Origin of the sequence: Metabacillus herbersteinensis (genome assembly GCF_042433335.1) — a bacterium.
Taxonomy (GTDB): domain Bacteria; phylum Bacillota; class Bacilli; order Bacillales; family Bacillaceae; genus Metabacillus; species Metabacillus herbersteinensis.
Window position 1 is genome coordinate 13,103 of record NZ_JBHLVO010000030.1, and the last position, 17,047, is coordinate 30,149.

The following is a 17,047-nucleotide window of genomic DNA, read 5'->3' on the forward strand; positions in this document are numbered from 1 at the left end:
GAAAGCGTTGATAAGGAGAGTAAGGCACTGTTTCCTTTATTAGAGAGAACCTTCTAGGCTGAAAGAGGTTTAAGTGAAGCAATGCATGAAATGCACCTTTGAGTCTCTTGCTAAACATCCGAGTCTTTAGATTCGGTCAGTAAGCAAGGGCGGATAGCTCTACGTTAACAGAGCAAAAGTTGAGGTAACAGGTAAGAACACTGTTTCCTAAACAGAGTGGAACCGCGCGGACAGCGTCTCTGTATATGTAAATATGCAGAGGCGCTTTTTTGTATTAGAGAGAACTTTTCTAAGAAGGCTTGCTTCTAGATACAGAAGTTGTTTAAATAACAACAATTCGTATGAAAACTAGACTTAATAAATAGGGAGGGAAATCAATGTTACGTATGTTTAAAGAAGATGTGGAAGTGGTGTTTGATCAGGATCCTGCTGCAAGAAGTTATGTTGAAGTCATTCTTACTTATTCAGGTTTACATGCAATTTGGGCCCATCGGATTGCTCATGCCTTTTTTAAACGCAGATTGTTCTTTATGGCTAGAGTGATCTCTCAAGTTAGTAGATTTTTCACGGGCATTGAGATTCATCCAGGGGCGAAAATTGGTAAAAGGTTTTTTATCGATCATGGTATGGGGGTTGTTATTGGAGAAACGTGTGAGATTGGAGATAATGTCACTGTTTTTCAAGGGGTTACATTAGGTGGGACAGGAAAAGAAAAGGGAAAGCGACACCCGACAATTCAAGATCACGCACTCATTGCTACAGGAGCAAAAGTACTAGGATCAATTACGGTTGGAGCATACTCTAAAATAGGAGCGGGTTCAGTCGTTTTGCACAACGTACCAGATCACTCCACGGTTGTAGGGATACCTGGTAAAGTTGTCATTCAAAACGGAGCAAGAATTAAGCACAATTTGAACCACTGTGACTTACCTGATCCGGTTGCCGATCGTTTTAAAGACCTAGAAGCTGAGATTATAAAATTACGAGGCGAAATTCAACATCTTAAGAAAGGGAGTTTAGAGTATGACGATAAAGTTGTTCAATACGCTAACGAGGCAAAAAGAAACGTTTGAACCGTTAGAAAAGGGTAAAGTAAGTATGTATGTATGTGGTCCAACCGTCTACAATTACATCCACATTGGGAATGCAAGACCAGCAATCGTTTATGATACCGTTAGACGCTACCTAGAGTATAGCGGATATGACGTGAACTTTGTTTCGAATTTTACGGACGTCGATGATAAACTCATAAAGGCAGCAAATCAACTAGGCGAAGATGTGCCGACGATTGCAGAACGTTTCATAGAGGCGTACCATGAAGACGTTAAAGCACTAGGCTGCAAACAGGCAGATGTTCATCCTCGTGTTACAGAAAGTATTGACATCATTATCGAATTTATTGAAGCGCTTATTAACAAAGGATTTGCATATGAAGCTTCAGGTGATGTTTATTATAAAACAAGAGAATTCAAAGATTACGGAAAATTATCACATCAATCCATAGACGAATTACGTATTGGTGCAAGAATAGAAACAGATGATAGGAAGAGAGATGCCCTTGACTTTGTTCTTTGGAAAGCAGCAAAGGAAGGGGAGATTTCTTGGGATAGTCCATGGGGAAAAGGACGTCCAGGCTGGCATATTGAATGCTCGGCAATGGTAAAAAAATACCTCGGTGATACAATTGATATTCATGCTGGTGGACAGGACTTAACATTTCCGCATCACGAGAACGAGATTGCTCAATCTGAAGCACTTACCAACAAGCCTTTTGCAAAGTACTGGATGCATAACGGTTATATTAATATTAATAATGAAAAAATGTCGAAATCGCTTGGGAACTTCGTGTTGGTCCATGACATCATTCAACATCATGATCCACAAGTTGTTCGATTTTTCATGCTTTCTGTCCATTATCGTCACCCGATTAATTTTTCAGATGAGTTGCTTGATAGTACGAAAAATGCATTCGATCGCTTGAAAACGTCTTACTCCAATTTAAAGCACCGTATCCAAAGTAGCACAAATTTAACGGAAAACAACTCAGAATGGCTCTCACAAATAGAAGAATTGCAAACGCAGTTCAAAAGGGAAATGGACGATGATTTTAATACTGCAAATGCAATATCAGTCCTTTTTGAGTTATCAAAGCAAGCAAATTATTACTTGCAAGAAAAAAATACCTCAGTAGAAGTAATTCAAACTTTTCTACAAAGATTCGATGATCTAGGAGAAGTACTAGGTCTAACATTCTCATCAATTGAGTTGTTGGATGAAGAAATAGAAGTTATGATTGAGCAACGAATTCAAGCTAGAAAAGACCGGAATTTTGCACTGTCCGATGAAATTCGCGATAAACTAAAAGAGTTGAACATTATCTTAGAAGATACTCCTCAGGGTACAAGATGGAAAAGAGGTTAACAGATGTTTTTTGACTTTCCAAACATTGAGGAATCCAAACAATTAAATAGCTTAGCAATGGCGTATATTGGCGATGCTATATACGAAGTGTATGTGAGGCATCATCTTTTAGCAGAAGGAAATGTACGACCAAATCAATTGCATCGAATAGCAACAAAGTATGTGTCAGCAAAGGCGCAGGCAGCAACGTTGCATCATTTTTTTTCAAAAGATTATTTTGATGAGGAAGAACAAGCGGTTATCCGCCGTGGACGAAACGCCAAATCAAGAACAGTCCCTAAAAATACTGATGTTCAAACATATCGGTACAGCACTGCATTTGAAGCCCTAATCGGTTATCACTTTTTAGAGAAAAATAAAGAACGACTAGAAGAAATTATACAAGCATCATTTGTTTACATTTCAAGTGAAGGGAGGAAATAATAATGGAACAGGATTACATTATTGGTCGCAACCCTGTTCTTGAGGTTTTAAAATCCTCAAGAGATATAAATAAAATATGGGTTGCAGAAAACTCCATTAAAGGATCGGCACAAGTGATTACCGCGCTTGCAAAAGAAAGAGGCGTTACAGTCCTAATCGTTCCGAAGAAGAAGATCGATCAGATGGTTGAAGGAAATCACCAAGGAGTTGTAGCACAGGTAGCGGCTTATGACTATGTAGAGGTTGATGATCTACTTAATGTTGCAAAGGATCGAAACGAACCCCCATTCTTACTAATACTTGATGAAATTGAAGATCCGCATAACTTAGGATCTATTATGAGAACTGCAGACGCGGTTGGTGCCCATGGAATTATTATTCCTAAAAGAAGAGCAGTTGGGCTCACAGCAACGGTTGCAAAGGCATCCACTGGGGCAATTGAATATATTCCAGTCGCCAGAGTTACGAATACAGCAAGAACAATTGAAGAATTAAAAGAACAAGGAGTATGGATTGTTGGCACAGATGCAAAAGGCGCTGACGATTATCGAAACCTAGATGGTAAGATGGCACTAGCCCTAGTGATTGGTAGTGAAGGAAAAGGGATTGGACGTTTAATTAAAGAGAAATGTGATTTTCTAGTAAAAATGCCGATGGTTGGTCATGTGACATCGCTTAACGCATCAGTAGCAGGGAGTTTACTTATGTATGAGGTTTATCGAAAGCGGTACCCTTTAGGGGAGTAAGGGAAAATGGATATCCTTTTAGTTGATGGATATAACATTATAGGCGCATGGCCTGATTTACAAATATTGAAAAAGAGTAATTTAGCTGAAGCTAGAAATTTGTTGATTGAAAAAATGGCGGAATACCAGGCATACACTGGTTACCGTGTTATTATCGTCTTCGATGCGCACCTTGTTAAAGGAATTGAAAACAAACAAAAAAGGTATCGTGTTGAAGTCATTTTCACTCGAGAGAATGAAACAGCAGACGAACGTATTGAGAAACTTGCAAAAACTTTAAATAATATAAAAACACAGGTTCATGTTGCCACCTCCGACTTTACAGAGCAATGGGCAATCTTCGGTCAAGGTGCTTTAAGGAAGTCTGCTAGAGAACTATTAAACGAGATGGCATCAATAGAAGGCCGCATAAAAAAAAGAGTGAAAAAAATTGAAGATAACCGCCCTTCATCGAAAATACTTTTTCCAAATGATGTTATGGAAAAACTTGAAAAAATGAGAAGAGGCGACCTATAGATGGTTGACGCTTACAAAATAAATAAAGTATACTAATGTTATCTTGTGTGCGGTCGGGGGGATCGGCGTGAACTCACATTTCAACAAGGGGAAACTCAACAAAGAAGATTTTCTAACACTCCAGGATGAACAGATCATTGAAATGGTTCATCAAGGGGACAGTGATGCGCTCGATTTTTTAATTACCAAGTATCGTAATTTTGTTCGTGCGAAAGCAAGATCTTATTTTTTAATTGGCGCTGATAGAGAAGATATTATTCAAGAAGGAATGATCGGTTTATACAAATCCATTCGTGACTTCAAAGAGGACAAGCTTACTTCATTCAAAGCATTTGCTGAATTATGTATTACCCGCCAAATAATAACCGCAATTAAAACTGCAACTCGCCAAAAGCACATTCCACTTAATTCTTATGTTTCTTTGGACAAGCCAATTTACGATGAAGAGTCGGATCGTACTCTGATGGATGTTATTTCTGGCACAAAGGTAATGAATCCAGAAGAATTAATTATTAACCAAGAGGAATTCGATGATATTGAAGTAAAGATGGGTGAGCTATTAAGTGATCTAGAACGTAAGGTACTAGTTTTATACTTAGATGGCCGCTCATACCAAGAAATTTCAGAAGAGTTAAACAGGCATGTGAAATCAATTGATAATGCTCTTCAGAGAGTAAAGAGAAAGCTTGAGAGATACTTAGAACTCAGAGAAATTAGTTTATAATGATTATCGCTCTCTTTAAAAAGACAAACTAGCAGAAAGTCACAACAGATACTACGTTCAAATCATCACTTTTTAACGTTTATTGACGAAAAAACAGCACTATGATACAGTTTTAGGGAATCAAACCGTAACGGCAGGTGAAACATGCGAAATAAAGTAACGATGGCTTGTACAAACTGTGGAAGTCGGAACTACACAACAATGAAGAATACGGCAGACATCGAACGACTCGAAGTTAAGAAGTTCTGTAAAACGTGTAATTCGCATACAAACCACCGTGAAACGAAATAGCACTTATTGTTTACTATTTATTCTAAGTCAAGGTTTTCCTATTTCTCTTGGAGGTAGCTTACATGCAACGTTTAGTTAAATTTTTCCGAGATGTCGCTCGTGAAATGAAAAAGGTTAGTTGGCCAAAAGGAAAAGAACTTACTCGCTATACAATTACTGTTGTTACAACAGTTGTATTTGCGGCATTGTTCTTTGTGGTTGTTGATTTAGGAATTTCTTCTATAATTCGATTTATCCTTGAATAACAATGGCTTAACCGTGCTATAATAGAAGATATGAATCTTTGTCTGCAAAACCCGTTTAGCGGGTTTTTTCATTGTTTAAAAAAATACGAGTTACGTTACAGAGTTTATTGAAAACCCAAAGTAAAAAAAGTGATTTTTAAATGGGGAGGGAAGGACAAGTTGTCCTGCTAAAGATGGAAAAGAATTGGTATGTGGTACACACGTATTCCGGTTACGAAAACAAAGTCAAAGCAAATCTTGAAAAGCGTGTTGAATCAATGGGCATGCAAGATAAGATTTTCAGAGTAGTCGTACCTGAAGAAGAAGAAACAGATTTTAAGAACGGTAAAAAGAAAGTTTCAATGAAAAAAGTTTTCCCAGGTTATGTACTAGTGGAAATTGTTATGACAGACGACTCTTGGTATGTAGTCCGCAATACTCCTGGTGTTACAGGATTTGTAGGTTCTGCTGGTCATGGTTCAAAACCAACACCATTACTTCAGGAGGAAATAGATTTTATCCTAAAACGCATGGGTATGGATGAGCGAAAAATCGAAATCGACTTCGAATTAAAAGAGACAGTCAAAGTTTCAGAAGGACCATTTGCAAACTTTACTGGTTCTATAGAAGAAATCGATCGCGATAAGAGCAAAGTCAAAGTACTTGTGAATATGTTCGGACGTGAAACACCAGTCGAATTGGATTTTGCGCAAGTTTCTAAATTATAATTTAAAAGAACTTGAAATAGAAGTCGAAAAGTGATAATATGTCATAAGTCAGTATGTCTCAACTAGTTGAGGCTAAAAACTTGATTTTTTTTATCATTCATATAAAAGAATGAGTTAATGAGTGGGAGGGTTTTTTAACCCAATTACCACATCACGGACTTAAGGAGGTGTGTCTCGTGGCTAAAAAAGTAATTAAGCTTGTAAAACTACAAATTCCTGCTGGGAAAGCAAACCCTGCACCGCCGGTTGGACCTGCATTAGGTCAAGCTGGTGTTAATATCATGGGATTCTGTAAAGAGTTTAATGCTCGTACAGCTGATCAAGCTGGTTTAATTATTCCAGTTGAAATTACGGTATTTGAAGACCGTTCATTTACATTTATTACTAAAACTCCACCTGCTGCAGTATTACTTAAAGTAGCAGCTGGTATTGAGTCAGGTTCTGGTGAACCAAATCGTAATAAAGTAGCGACAGTGAAGCGTGACAAAGTACGTGAAATCGCTGAAACAAAAATGCCGGATTTAAATGCAGCAAGTGTTGAAGCGGCTATGCGTATGGTTGAAGGTACTGCACGTAGCATGGGTATTGTTATTGAAGACTAATTTTTGATTAGTCAAGGATTGTGTTTAGGGTTGCGAGTTTTCGCAACCTTTATTCGTGGGAGGTTATTCCGCTAAAACCACTAAGGAGGAAATAAACATGGCTAAAAAAGGTAAAAAGTACGCTGAAGCTAGTAAATTAGTAGATCGTACAAAAGTTTACGCAGTTGGAGAAGCGATCGATTTAGTAAAGAAAACAAGCGTTGTTAAATTTGATGCAACGGTTGAAGTTGCTTTTCGTCTAGGAGTAGATCCTAAGAAGGCAGACCAACAAATCCGTGGTGCAGTTGTACTTCCGAACGGAACTGGTAAAACTCAACGTGTATTAGTTTTTGCAAAAGGTGAAAAGGTAAAAGAAGCAGAAGCTGCTGGTGCTGATTACGTTGGAGATGCTGATTACATTACTAAAATTCAACAAGGTTGGTTTGAGTTTGATGTAATCGTTGCGACACCTGATATGATGGGTGAAGTTGGTAAGCTTGGTCGCGTATTAGGACCAAAAGGTTTAATGCCAAACCCTAAAACAGGAACTGTAACATTTGACGTAACAAAAGCAGTCAACGAAATCAAGGCTGGTAAAGTTGAATACCGCTTAGATAAAGCTGGAATTATTCACGTGCCGATCGGTAAAGTTTCATTTGAAGATAGCAAGTTAGTAGAGAATTTCACAACTATTTTCGAAACTCTTCTTAAAGCTAAGCCTGCTGCTGCAAAAGGAACTTACATGAGAAGTGTTGCAGCTACCTCTACTATGGGACCTGGCGTAAAAGTTGACACTTCAAGCTTCTCAGCAAAATAATATTGACTTTATAAAAAAGTTTATATATAATAATTTAGGTTGCATGACAACTTTATAATTCGCTATACCGTAGACAGTAGGAGCTCAAAATTGAGCTTAATATCCTACCTAGGTGTATTTACGCAAATAAGCTTACGTGCTTATGTATATACGACCTCCATGTCTAACGTGGAGGTCTTTCATTTATACGCGCCTACACACGAACGGTACTAGTGTACACATCGAAATTTCAGGAGGTGTAACGATGAGCAGCGCTATTGATCAAAAGAAACAGGTCGTAGAAGAAATTTCTACAAAATTCCGCGATAGCAAATCTACAATCATTGTAGATTACCGTGGACTAAAAGTTGCTGAGCTAACAGAATTACGTAAGAGCTTACGTGATGCAGGCATCGAATTCAAAGTGTATAAAAACACAATGACTCGCCGTGCTGCAGAACAAGCTGAACTTTCTGGTTTAGACGAAGCACTCACAGGACCAAATGCAATTGCATTCAGTAACGATGATGTAGTAGCTCCAGCTAAAATTCTTAATGACTTCGCAAAAAAACATGAAGCATTAGAAATCAAAGCGGGTGTTGTCGAAGGCAACGTTGCAACAGTTGAGGAAATTAAAGCTCTTGCTGAACTTCCATCAAGAGAAGGTTTACTCTCTATGTTGCTTAGCGTACTTCAAGCTCCAATTCGCAATCTTGCTCTTGCTACAAAAGCAGTTGCAGAACAAAAAGAAGAACAAGGTGCATAATTCACTTTGTCTAACAAACGCATTACTAAAATAATAGGATAATAAGGAGGAACAATACAATGACTAAAGAACAAATCATTGAGGCAGTTAAAGAAATGACTGTTTTAGAATTAAACGACTTAGTTAAAGCAATTGAAGAAGAGTTTGGTGTAACTGCTGCAGCTCCTGTAGCTATGATGGGTGGCGCTGGTGCTGAAGTTGCTGAAGAGCAAACTGAATTTGATGTAATACTTACAGCTGCGGGCGCTCAAAAAATCAAAGTTATCAAAGCTGTACGTGAAATCACTGGTCTTGGCTTAAAAGAAGCTAAAGAAGTAGTAGATAACACACCTAAAGCTGTAAAAGAAGCTATTGCTAAAGACGAAGCTGAAGCAGTAAAAGCTAAACTTGAAGAAGTAGGCGCTTCTGTAGAGGTTAAGTAATTAATTTTTTAAACATGAAAGCTCGCTGTATTTGTTATAGCGAGCTTTTTTCTGCGTTTTAGTTTTTATTGGTTTTTTTATAGTGAAATCTCAAGTATTCACTATAAAATTTTTTGTATGAATTTATCATTTATATCCTATACTCCTATGATAGGGAGGTTCTTATATGACCGATCATTATTACTCGCAAAAACCAAATGTTCAAAGCAACCGAAAAACTTGGACCTATGAATTGAAAGGTCATTCCTTCACATTTCAAAGTGACCGCGGTGTATTTTCAAAAAATGAAGTTGATTACGGGTCGCAATTATTAATTGAGAGCTTTGTCATGCCGGAAACGTCTGGAGACGTTCTTGACGTTGGTTGTGGGTATGGACCAATCGGTTTAACAATTGCTAAAGATTCAGATAGACAAATAGAAATGATTGATATCAACGAGAGAGCGGTTGAACTTGCAAATAGTAATGCGACTCTCAATAAGATATCGAATGTTATTGTTTATCAAAGTGATCAATTCACCAATGTAAAGTCTAATAAATTCGCAGCTATTTTAACTAATCCACCGATTCGTGCAGGAAAAAAAGTAGTCCATGAGATTTTTGAAGAGAGCTACAATAGATTGACTGACTACGGGGAGTTATGGATTGTTATACAGAAAAAGCAAGGTGCGCCCTCGGCAATTGAGAAATTGAATGAATTTTTTCAAGAGGTGGAAGTTGTTACAAAGAAGAAAGGCTATTATATTATTAAAGCTAAAAAATATTGACTCAATTTTCTAGCTATGTTAACATTATAAAATGCCAATATATAATTTCCATAACTATCTAATTTTATAGGAAATATGTATAAATTTAGAAATATTGGAAAGACTTATAAAATCAATAGTTCGTTTGTGAAATGTGGTTTTTCTATGAAGAAACCCTTTTTCTTTTTGTTTTTCCCTTACATTGTACCATGATTATACCATACATAATTGGCAGAAATTCATATATATAGTAGATGTTGGGATCTAAGAGAATCAATTTTGTATTCTCTTATTCGTCTGTCTATGTTTTGAGTGTAATTTAAGTACATTGTAAGATCTATTACGCTAGATTTGAGGGGTGAATCAGTTGACAGGTCAACTAGTTCAGTATGGACGACACCGCCAACGCAGAAGTTATGCACGTATTAGTGAAGTATTAGAATTACCAAATCTTATCGAAATTCAATCATCCTCTTATCAGTGGTTTCTTGATGAGGGCTTGAGAGAAATGTTCCAAGACATTTCTCCTATTGAGGATTTCACAGGTAACCTTTCGCTAGAATTTATCGATTACAGCTTGGGTGATCCAAAATACTCTGTAGAAGAAACAAAGGAAAGAGATGTAACCTATTCTGCACCACTTCGTGTAAAGGTACGTTTAATTAACAAGGAAACTGGTGAAGTGAAGGATCAGGATGTCTTTATGGGTGATTTTCCTTTAATGACAGAAACAGGTACATTTGTAATCAATGGTGCTGAACGTGTCATTGTTTCACAACTAGTGCGCTCACCAAGTGTATATTACAGTGGTAAAGTTGATAAAAACGGAAAAAGAGGCTTTACTGCGACTGTTATTCCAAACCGTGGAGCCTGGTTAGAATACGAAACAGATGCGAAGGATGTCGTATATGTTCGTATTGATCGTACTCGTAAATTGCCAGTTACGGTTCTTTTGCGTGCTCTTGGGTTTGGTTCTGATCAAGAAATCACCGACTTATTAGGTGAAAATGAATATTTGCAGAACACACTCGATAAAGACAATACAGAAGGCAGTGAAAAAGCTTTACTGGAAATCTATGAGCGTTTAAGACCAGGAGAGCCACCAACCGTTGAGAATGCGAAAAATCTATTAGATACAAGGTTTTTTGATCCAAAGCGATATGATTTAGCTAGTGTTGGTCGCTATAAAATCAACAAGAAACTTCATATTAAAAATCGATTGTTCAACCAACGTTTAGCTGAAACATTAGTGGATCCTGAAACAGGTGAGATTATTGCTGAAAAAGGAACGTTGATTGATAGAAGAACATTGGATCGTATTATTCCAAACCTTGAGAGTGGAGTAGGTTTTAAAACACAAAACCCATCAGGTGGAGTAGTAAAGCAAGAGATTATCCTACAATCTATTAAAATCTTTGCTCCAAATGATCCTGAAGGTGAAAAGATTATTAATGTATTAGGTAATGCTTACGTCGGCGAAAAAGTAAAAAATATCACTGCTGCAGATATCCTGTCTTCCATTAGTTACTTCTTTAATCTTCTACATGGAGTAGGCGACACAGATGACATTGATCATCTTGGAAATCGTCGTTTACGTTCTGTAGGTGAGTTGTTACAAAACCAGTTCAGAATTGGACTTTCAAGAATGGAACGTGTAGTTCGTGAAAGGATGTCCATTCAAGATACTGCGACGATTACACCGCAGCAATTGATTAACATTCGTCCAGTCATTGCATCTATCAAAGAGTTCTTTGGTAGTTCACAATTATCTCAATTCATGGATCAGACAAATCCTCTTGCTGAGCTTACTCATAAGCGTCGTTTATCTGCTTTAGGACCCGGTGGACTAACGCGTGAACGTGCAGGATTTGAAGTCCGTGACGTTCATTACTCTCACTATGGTCGTATGTGTCCGATTGAAACGCCTGAGGGACCGAATATTGGTCTTATCAACTCATTGTCATCTTACGCAAAAGTAAATCGTTTTGGATTCATTGAAACGCCTTACCGTCGAGTTGATCCTGAAACAGGAAAAGTAACAACGCGCATTGATTACCTAACTGCCGATGAAGAAGATAATTATGTTGTAGCGCAAGCGAATGCAAAACTTGGTGAAGATGGTTCATTCCTTGATAATGACATCGTTGCTCGTTTCCGTGGTGAAAATACGGTAGTCGTTCGAGATCGTGTGGATTACATGGATGTATCCCCTAAACAAGTTGTTTCTGCTGCAACAGCGTGTATACCTTTCTTGGAAAATGATGACTCCAACCGTGCACTTATGGGTGCGAATATGCAACGTCAAGCTGTGCCACTTATGCAACCGGAATCACCGATTGTAGGTACAGGTATGGAATATGTATCTGCAAAAGATTCAGGGGCAGCAGTCATCTGTAAACAACCAGGAATTGTAGAACGTGTTGAAGCGAAGAATGTTTGGGTTCGTCGTTACGAAGAAGTGGACGGCCAGCAAGTTAAAGGAAATCTTGATAAATACAATATGATGAAGTTCATCCGTTCTAACCAAGGAACTTGCTATAATCAACGTCCAATTGTTAGTGTTGGCGATGAGGTAGTAAAGGGTGAGATTTTAGCAGATGGACCTTCCATGGAAAAAGGAGAGCTTGCATTAGGACGTAATGTAATGGTTGCTTTCATGACATGGGATGGTTACAACTACGAGGATGCTATTATCATGAGTGAACGTCTTGTAAAAGATGACGTTTATACCTCTATTCACATTGAGGAATATGAATCAGAGTCACGTGATACAAAACTAGGACCTGAAGAAATCACGCGTGATATTCCAAACGTTGGAGAAGACGCGCTTCGAAACTTAGATGATCGTGGTATTGTTCGAGTAGGTGCTGAAGTAAAAGACGGTGATTTGTTAGTAGGTAAGGTAACGCCTAAGGGAGTTACAGAACTGACTGCAGAGGAACGTTTGTTACACGCAATCTTCGGTGAAAAAGCCCGTGAAGTTCGTGATACATCACTAAGAGTTCCACATGGTGGTGGGGGAATCGTACTTGATGTTAAAGTGTTTAATCGCGAAGATGGCGACGAATTACCACCTGGTGTTAACCAATTAGTTCGTGCTTATATTGTTCAGAAACGTAAAATTTCTGAAGGAGATAAAATGGCTGGACGACATGGTAACAAAGGGGTTATCTCTCGCATCCTACCTGAAGAAGATATGCCGTTCATGCCAGATGGAACACCGGTTGACATCATGTTAAACCCATTAGGAGTTCCTTCACGTATGAACATTGGTCAGGTATTAGAGTTACATCTCGGAATGGCTGCACGTAAACTAGGTATACATGTTGCATCACCAGTATTTGATGGAGCACGTGAAGAAGATGTATGGTCTACTTTAGCAGAAGCAGGAATGGCTAGAGATGCCAAGACAGTCTTATATGATGGACGTTCAGGAGAACCATTTGATAACAGGGTATCAGTCGGAATTATGTATATGATTAAACTCGCTCACATGGTTGATGATAAACTTCATGCTCGTTCAACTGGACCGTATTCTCTTGTTACACAACAACCACTCGGTGGTAAAGCACAGTTCGGTGGACAACGTTTTGGTGAGATGGAAGTATGGGCACTTGAAGCTTATGGTGCTGCCTATACACTACAAGAAATTCTCACAGTTAAATCCGATGATGTTGTGGGTCGTGTTAAAACATACGAAGCGATTGTAAAAGGTGAGAACTTACCAGAACCAGGCGTTCCAGAATCATTTAAAGTATTAATTAAAGAGCTTCAAAGCTTAGGTATGGATGTTAAGATTCTATCGGGTGACGAAAAGGAAATTGAATTGCGTGACACGGAAGATGACGAAGATACTAGTCAAGCAGAAGGTCTTTCTATAAATGAAAAAGATACGGCAGAGTCTGCAAGCATTGTAAAAGAAAAGGACGCTGTCGTAAAAGAATAGTAGCTGTAGCAAATGTTAAGCAATAAGGGTAAAACCTGAAGAAGAATAGGGAGGTAGGCCCCTTGCTAGATGTAAATAACTTTGAATATATGAACATCGGTCTTGCATCACCTGATAAAATCCGTTCTTGGTCATTTGGTGAAGTTAAGAAACCAGAAACGATTAACTATCGTACGTTAAAGCCGGAAAAAGATGGTTTGTTCTGTGAACGTATTTTCGGTCCTCAAAAAGACTGGGAATGTCATTGTGGAAAATACAAACGAGTACGTTATAAAGGTGTCGTTTGTGATCGTTGTGGCGTAGAAGTCACGCGCGCTAAAGTGCGTCGTGAGCGTATGGGGCATATTGAGCTAGCTGCCCCTGTCTCTCATATCTGGTATTTCAAAGGAATACCAAGTCGAATGGGATTAGTATTGGATATGTCACCACGTGCATTGGAAGAAATTATTTATTTCGCTTCTTATGTAACAACGGATACGGGCGATACGCCTCTTGAAAAGAAACAGCTTCTTTCTGAAAAAGAATACCGTGCATACCGTGAAAAATACGGAAACACATTCCAAGCATCAATGGGTGCAGAAGCGATCAAAAAACTTCTGCAAGATATCGATTTAGATAAAGATGTTGAGGGATTGAAAGAAGAATTAAAAACTTCTCAAGGTCAACGTAGAACGAGAGCAATCAAAAGACTCGAAGTACTTGAAGCGTTTCGTCACTCAGGCAACAATCCATCATGGATGATCCTTGATGTACTACCAGTAATCCCGCCTGAACTACGACCAATGGTACAATTAGATGGTGGCCGTTTTGCAACATCTGATTTGAATGACTTATACAGACGTGTAATTAACCGTAATAACCGTTTAAAGCGTTTATTGGACTTAGGTGCACCAAGTATTATCGTTCAAAACGAAAAGCGTATGCTACAAGAAGCTGTTGATGCTTTAATCGATAATGGACGTCGAGGTAGACCTGTCACAGGTCCTGGTAATCGTCCATTAAAGTCACTTTCACATATGTTAAAAGGGAAACAAGGACGTTTCCGTCAAAACCTTTTGGGTAAACGTGTTGACTATTCAGGTCGTTCTGTAATTGTTGTAGGACCAAACCTACAAATGTATCAATGTGGATTACCAAAAGAAATGGCCCTTGAGCTTTTCAAGCCATTCGTTATGAAAGAGTTAGTTGAAAAAGGATTAGCTCATAACATAAAAAGTGCAAAACGTAAGATAGAGCGCGTGCATCCGGAAGTTTGGGATGTTTTAGAATCAGTTATTAAAGAACACCCAGTTTTACTTAACCGTGCACCGACTCTTCATCGACTAGGAATTCAAGCGTTTGAGCCAACTCTAGTAGATGGACGTGCAATTCGTCTTCATCCACTCGTATGTACAGCATACAACGCTGACTTTGACGGTGACCAAATGGCTGTTCACGTTCCTTTATCATCAGAAGCACAAGCAGAAGCTCGTATTCTAATGCTGGCAGCTCAAAACATCTTGAATCCTAAAGATGGAAAACCAGTTGTTACCCCGTCACAGGATATGGTACTAGGTAATTACTACTTAACAGTAGAGCGCGAAGGTTCGATTGGTGAAGGGATGATCTTCAAAGATACAAACGAAGCCCTTCTTGCTTATCAAAATGGATATGTTCATTTACACACTCGTGTTGCTGTGCATGCAGGTTCTCTTAACAACGCAAGGTTTACCGAAAAGCAAAACAAGATGTTGCTTGTTACAACGATTGGTAAGTTGATTTTTAATGAAATTCTTCCAAGCTCATTCCCATACATGAACGAGCCTACTAGACAAAACATTGAAGAGAAAACACCAGAGCGATACTTTATTGAACCAACGGTTAATGCGAAAGAATACATTAAGCAACAAGAACCTATTTCTCCTTTCAAAAAAGGAATTCTAGGAAAAGTCATTGCGGAAGTATTTAAGAAGTCCCATATAACTGAAACTTCAAAAATGCTAGACAGAATGAAAAATCTCGGCTTTAAATATTCAACAAAAGCTGGAATCACAGTTGGCGTTGCTGACATTCTCGTTTTAAAAGAAAAAGAAGAAATCGTTGGAGAAGCGCAAGCAAAAGTTGATAACGTTTTAAAACAATTCAGACGCGGATTAATTACAGATGATGAACGTTATGAACGCGTAATCTCTATCTGGAGTGCTGCGAAAGATACGATTCAAGGGAAACTGATGGAGTCACTAGATAAACGTAATCCAATCTTCATGATGAGTGATTCAGGTGCCCGTGGTAACGCATCTAACTTCACACAGCTAGCAGGTATGCGTGGACTAATGGCCAATCCGGCTGGACGTATCATTGAGTTACCAATTAAATCTAGTTTCCGAGAAGGATTAACTGTACTAGAATACTTTATCTCGACTCATGGTGCTCGAAAAGGTCTTGCGGATACAGCACTAAAAACAGCTGACTCAGGATACCTAACACGCCGTCTAGTTGATGTTGCCCAAGATGTAATTATCAGGGACGAAGATTGTGGAACTGACCGAGGAATTCTCGCAGTTTCAATCAAAGACGGTACAGAAATCATTGAAAAACTTGATGAACGCCTTATCGGTAGACATGCTCGTAAGAAACTTGTCCATCCTAAAACAGGTAGTGTCATTCTTAGAGAAAATGATTTAATTACTGAAGATCTTGCTGAAGAAATTGTCGAAGCTGGAATTCAAGAAGTTTGGATTCGTTCTGCCTTTACTTGTAATACGAGACACGGTGTGTGTAAGAAATGTTATGGTCGTAACTTAGCTACCGGAACTGAGGTTGAGGTTGGAGAAGCAGTAGGAATTATCGCAGCCCAATCAATCGGTGAGCCAGGTACACAGTTAACGATGCGTACCTTCCATACAGGTGGAGTTGCAGGAGACGATATAACCCAAGGTTTACCGCGTATTCAAGAGTTATTTGAAGCGAGAAATCCTAAAGGTCAAGCAACGATCTCTGAAATAGATGGTGTAGTATCAGAAATTAATGATGTAAAAGAGAGACAGCAAGAAGTTGTGATTCAAGGAACAGTGGAATCTCGCACATACACCGCCCCATTCAACGCACGCTTAAAAGTAGTTTTGGGTGAAAAAGTTGAAAATGGTCAAGTGTTGACTGAGGGTTCAATTGATCCAAAAGAATTATTAAAAGTAAAGGATTTAACAGCTGTTCAAGAATACTTACTACGTGAAGTTCAAAAAGTATACCGTATGCAAGGGGTAGAAATTGGCGATAAACACGTAGAAGTAATGGTTCGTCAAATGCTACGTAAAGTAAGAGTAATGGATGCAGGAGACACAGATGTTCTACCTGGAACACTACTTGATGTACATCAGTTTACGGATGCAAACGAAAAAGTGTTGTTAAAAGGAGAACGTCCTGCAACGGGTCGTCCTGTTCTACTTGGAATTACAAAAGCATCATTGGAAACAGATTCATTCCTATCTGCTGCTTCTTTCCAAGAAACAACGCGTGTCTTAACAGATGCTGCAATTAAAGGAAAACGTGATGAGCTTCTCGGTCTTAAAGAGAACGTAATTATTGGTAAGTTAGTTCCTGCTGGAACTGGTATGCCAAGATATCGTCAAGCACAACCGATTACTAAAATTAAACCAAAAGAAGAAACAGTCACAGTAGAATAAAGTTTAATGAAGAGATGGATGGATAAGAATTATTTACAACGTATAGTTGACATCCA

General features: G+C 38.5%; 16 protein-coding genes and 2 other annotated features (1 of these 18 only partly in view). All 16 genes read left to right on the forward strand.

Annotated elements, in window-relative coordinates:
* Positions 1-244: a binding site (T-box leader), on the forward strand (it extends 2 nt beyond the left edge of the window).
* Between the two features lie 133 nt (positions 245-377).
* The 16 genes from cysE to rpoC all read left to right on the forward strand — a co-directional run bounded on the left by cysE (position 378) and on the right by rpoC (position 16,991).
* Positions 378-1,073: a serine O-acetyltransferase gene (gene cysE, locus ACFFIX_RS22555; RefSeq protein WP_378938054.1), complete on the forward strand. Its 696-nt coding sequence runs from the start codon at positions 378-380 to the stop codon at positions 1,071-1,073.
* A complete protein-coding gene (cysS, locus tag ACFFIX_RS22560; protein WP_378938056.1) occupies positions 1,024-2,421 on the forward strand; it encodes a cysteine--tRNA ligase in 1,398 nt (465 codons plus the stop codon). Before cysE ends, cysS begins: the two co-directional genes overlap by 50 nt.
* 3 nt (positions 2,422-2,424) lie before the next feature.
* Positions 2,425-2,844, forward strand: a complete 420-nt coding sequence (locus tag ACFFIX_RS22565) for a Mini-ribonuclease 3 (RefSeq protein WP_378938058.1) — start codon at positions 2,425-2,427, stop codon at positions 2,842-2,844.
* A 2-nt stretch (positions 2,845-2,846) separates the two neighbouring features.
* Positions 2,847-3,590 carry a 23S rRNA (guanosine(2251)-2'-O)-methyltransferase RlmB gene (gene rlmB / locus ACFFIX_RS22570; RefSeq protein ID WP_378938060.1) on the forward strand — a complete coding sequence of 248 codons (744 nt, stop codon included), beginning with the start codon at positions 2,847-2,849 and terminating at the stop codon, positions 3,588-3,590.
* 6 nt (positions 3,591-3,596) lie between these two features.
* Positions 3,597-4,106: an NYN domain-containing protein gene (locus ACFFIX_RS22575; protein ID WP_378938062.1), complete on the forward strand. Its 510-nt coding sequence runs from the start codon at positions 3,597-3,599 to the stop codon at positions 4,104-4,106.
* A 67-nt stretch (positions 4,107-4,173) separates the two neighbouring features.
* The gene (gene sigH, locus ACFFIX_RS22580) at positions 4,174-4,830 is read left to right on the forward strand and encodes an RNA polymerase sporulation sigma factor SigH (RefSeq protein ID WP_378938064.1); all 657 of its coding nucleotides are present in this window, start codon (positions 4,174-4,176) and stop codon (positions 4,828-4,830) included.
* 144 nt (positions 4,831-4,974) lie between these two features.
* Complete coding sequence (gene rpmG, locus ACFFIX_RS22585; RefSeq protein WP_378938066.1) at positions 4,975-5,121, forward strand: 50S ribosomal protein L33; 147 nt, start codon at positions 4,975-4,977, stop codon at positions 5,119-5,121.
* Positions 5,122-5,183: 62 nt separating this feature from the next.
* Positions 5,184-5,366 carry a preprotein translocase subunit SecE gene (gene secE / locus ACFFIX_RS22590; protein ID WP_378938068.1) on the forward strand — a complete coding sequence of 61 codons (183 nt, stop codon included), beginning with the start codon at positions 5,184-5,186 and terminating at the stop codon, positions 5,364-5,366.
* Positions 5,367-5,539: 173 nt separating this feature from the next.
* A complete protein-coding gene (gene nusG / locus ACFFIX_RS22595; RefSeq protein WP_378938070.1) occupies positions 5,540-6,073 on the forward strand; it encodes a transcription termination/antitermination protein NusG in 534 nt (177 codons plus the stop codon).
* Between the two features lie 176 nt (positions 6,074-6,249).
* Positions 6,250-6,675 carry a 50S ribosomal protein L11 gene (rplK, locus tag ACFFIX_RS22600; RefSeq protein WP_378938072.1) on the forward strand — a complete coding sequence of 142 codons (426 nt, stop codon included), beginning with the start codon at positions 6,250-6,252 and terminating at the stop codon, positions 6,673-6,675.
* Positions 6,676-6,772: 97 nt separating this feature from the next.
* Entirely contained in the window at positions 6,773-7,471 is a 699-nt protein-coding gene (gene rplA / locus ACFFIX_RS22605) for a 50S ribosomal protein L1 (protein WP_446686116.1), read from the forward strand.
* Positions 7,472-7,520: 49 nt separating this feature from the next.
* Positions 7,521-7,661, forward strand: a sequence feature (ribosomal protein L10 leader region).
* Between the two features lie 54 nt (positions 7,662-7,715).
* Positions 7,716-8,216 (forward strand): 50S ribosomal protein L10, encoded by a 501-nt coding sequence (gene rplJ, locus ACFFIX_RS22610; RefSeq protein WP_378938076.1) that lies wholly within the window; start codon positions 7,716-7,718, stop codon positions 8,214-8,216.
* A 59-nt stretch (positions 8,217-8,275) separates the two neighbouring features.
* Entirely contained in the window at positions 8,276-8,638 is a 363-nt protein-coding gene (rplL, locus tag ACFFIX_RS22615) for a 50S ribosomal protein L7/L12 (protein ID WP_378938078.1), read from the forward strand.
* 166 nt (positions 8,639-8,804) lie between these two features.
* The gene (locus tag ACFFIX_RS22620; RefSeq protein ID WP_378938080.1) at positions 8,805-9,404 is read left to right on the forward strand and encodes a class I SAM-dependent methyltransferase; all 600 of its coding nucleotides are present in this window, start codon (positions 8,805-8,807) and stop codon (positions 9,402-9,404) included.
* A 346-nt stretch (positions 9,405-9,750) separates the two neighbouring features.
* Entirely contained in the window at positions 9,751-13,329 is a 3,579-nt protein-coding gene (rpoB, locus tag ACFFIX_RS22625; RefSeq protein WP_378938082.1) for a DNA-directed RNA polymerase subunit beta, read from the forward strand.
* 62 nt (positions 13,330-13,391) lie between these two features.
* The gene (gene rpoC / locus ACFFIX_RS22630; protein ID WP_378938084.1) at positions 13,392-16,991 is read left to right on the forward strand and encodes a DNA-directed RNA polymerase subunit beta'; all 3,600 of its coding nucleotides are present in this window, start codon (positions 13,392-13,394) and stop codon (positions 16,989-16,991) included.
* Positions 16,992-17,047 lie beyond the last annotated feature (56 nt).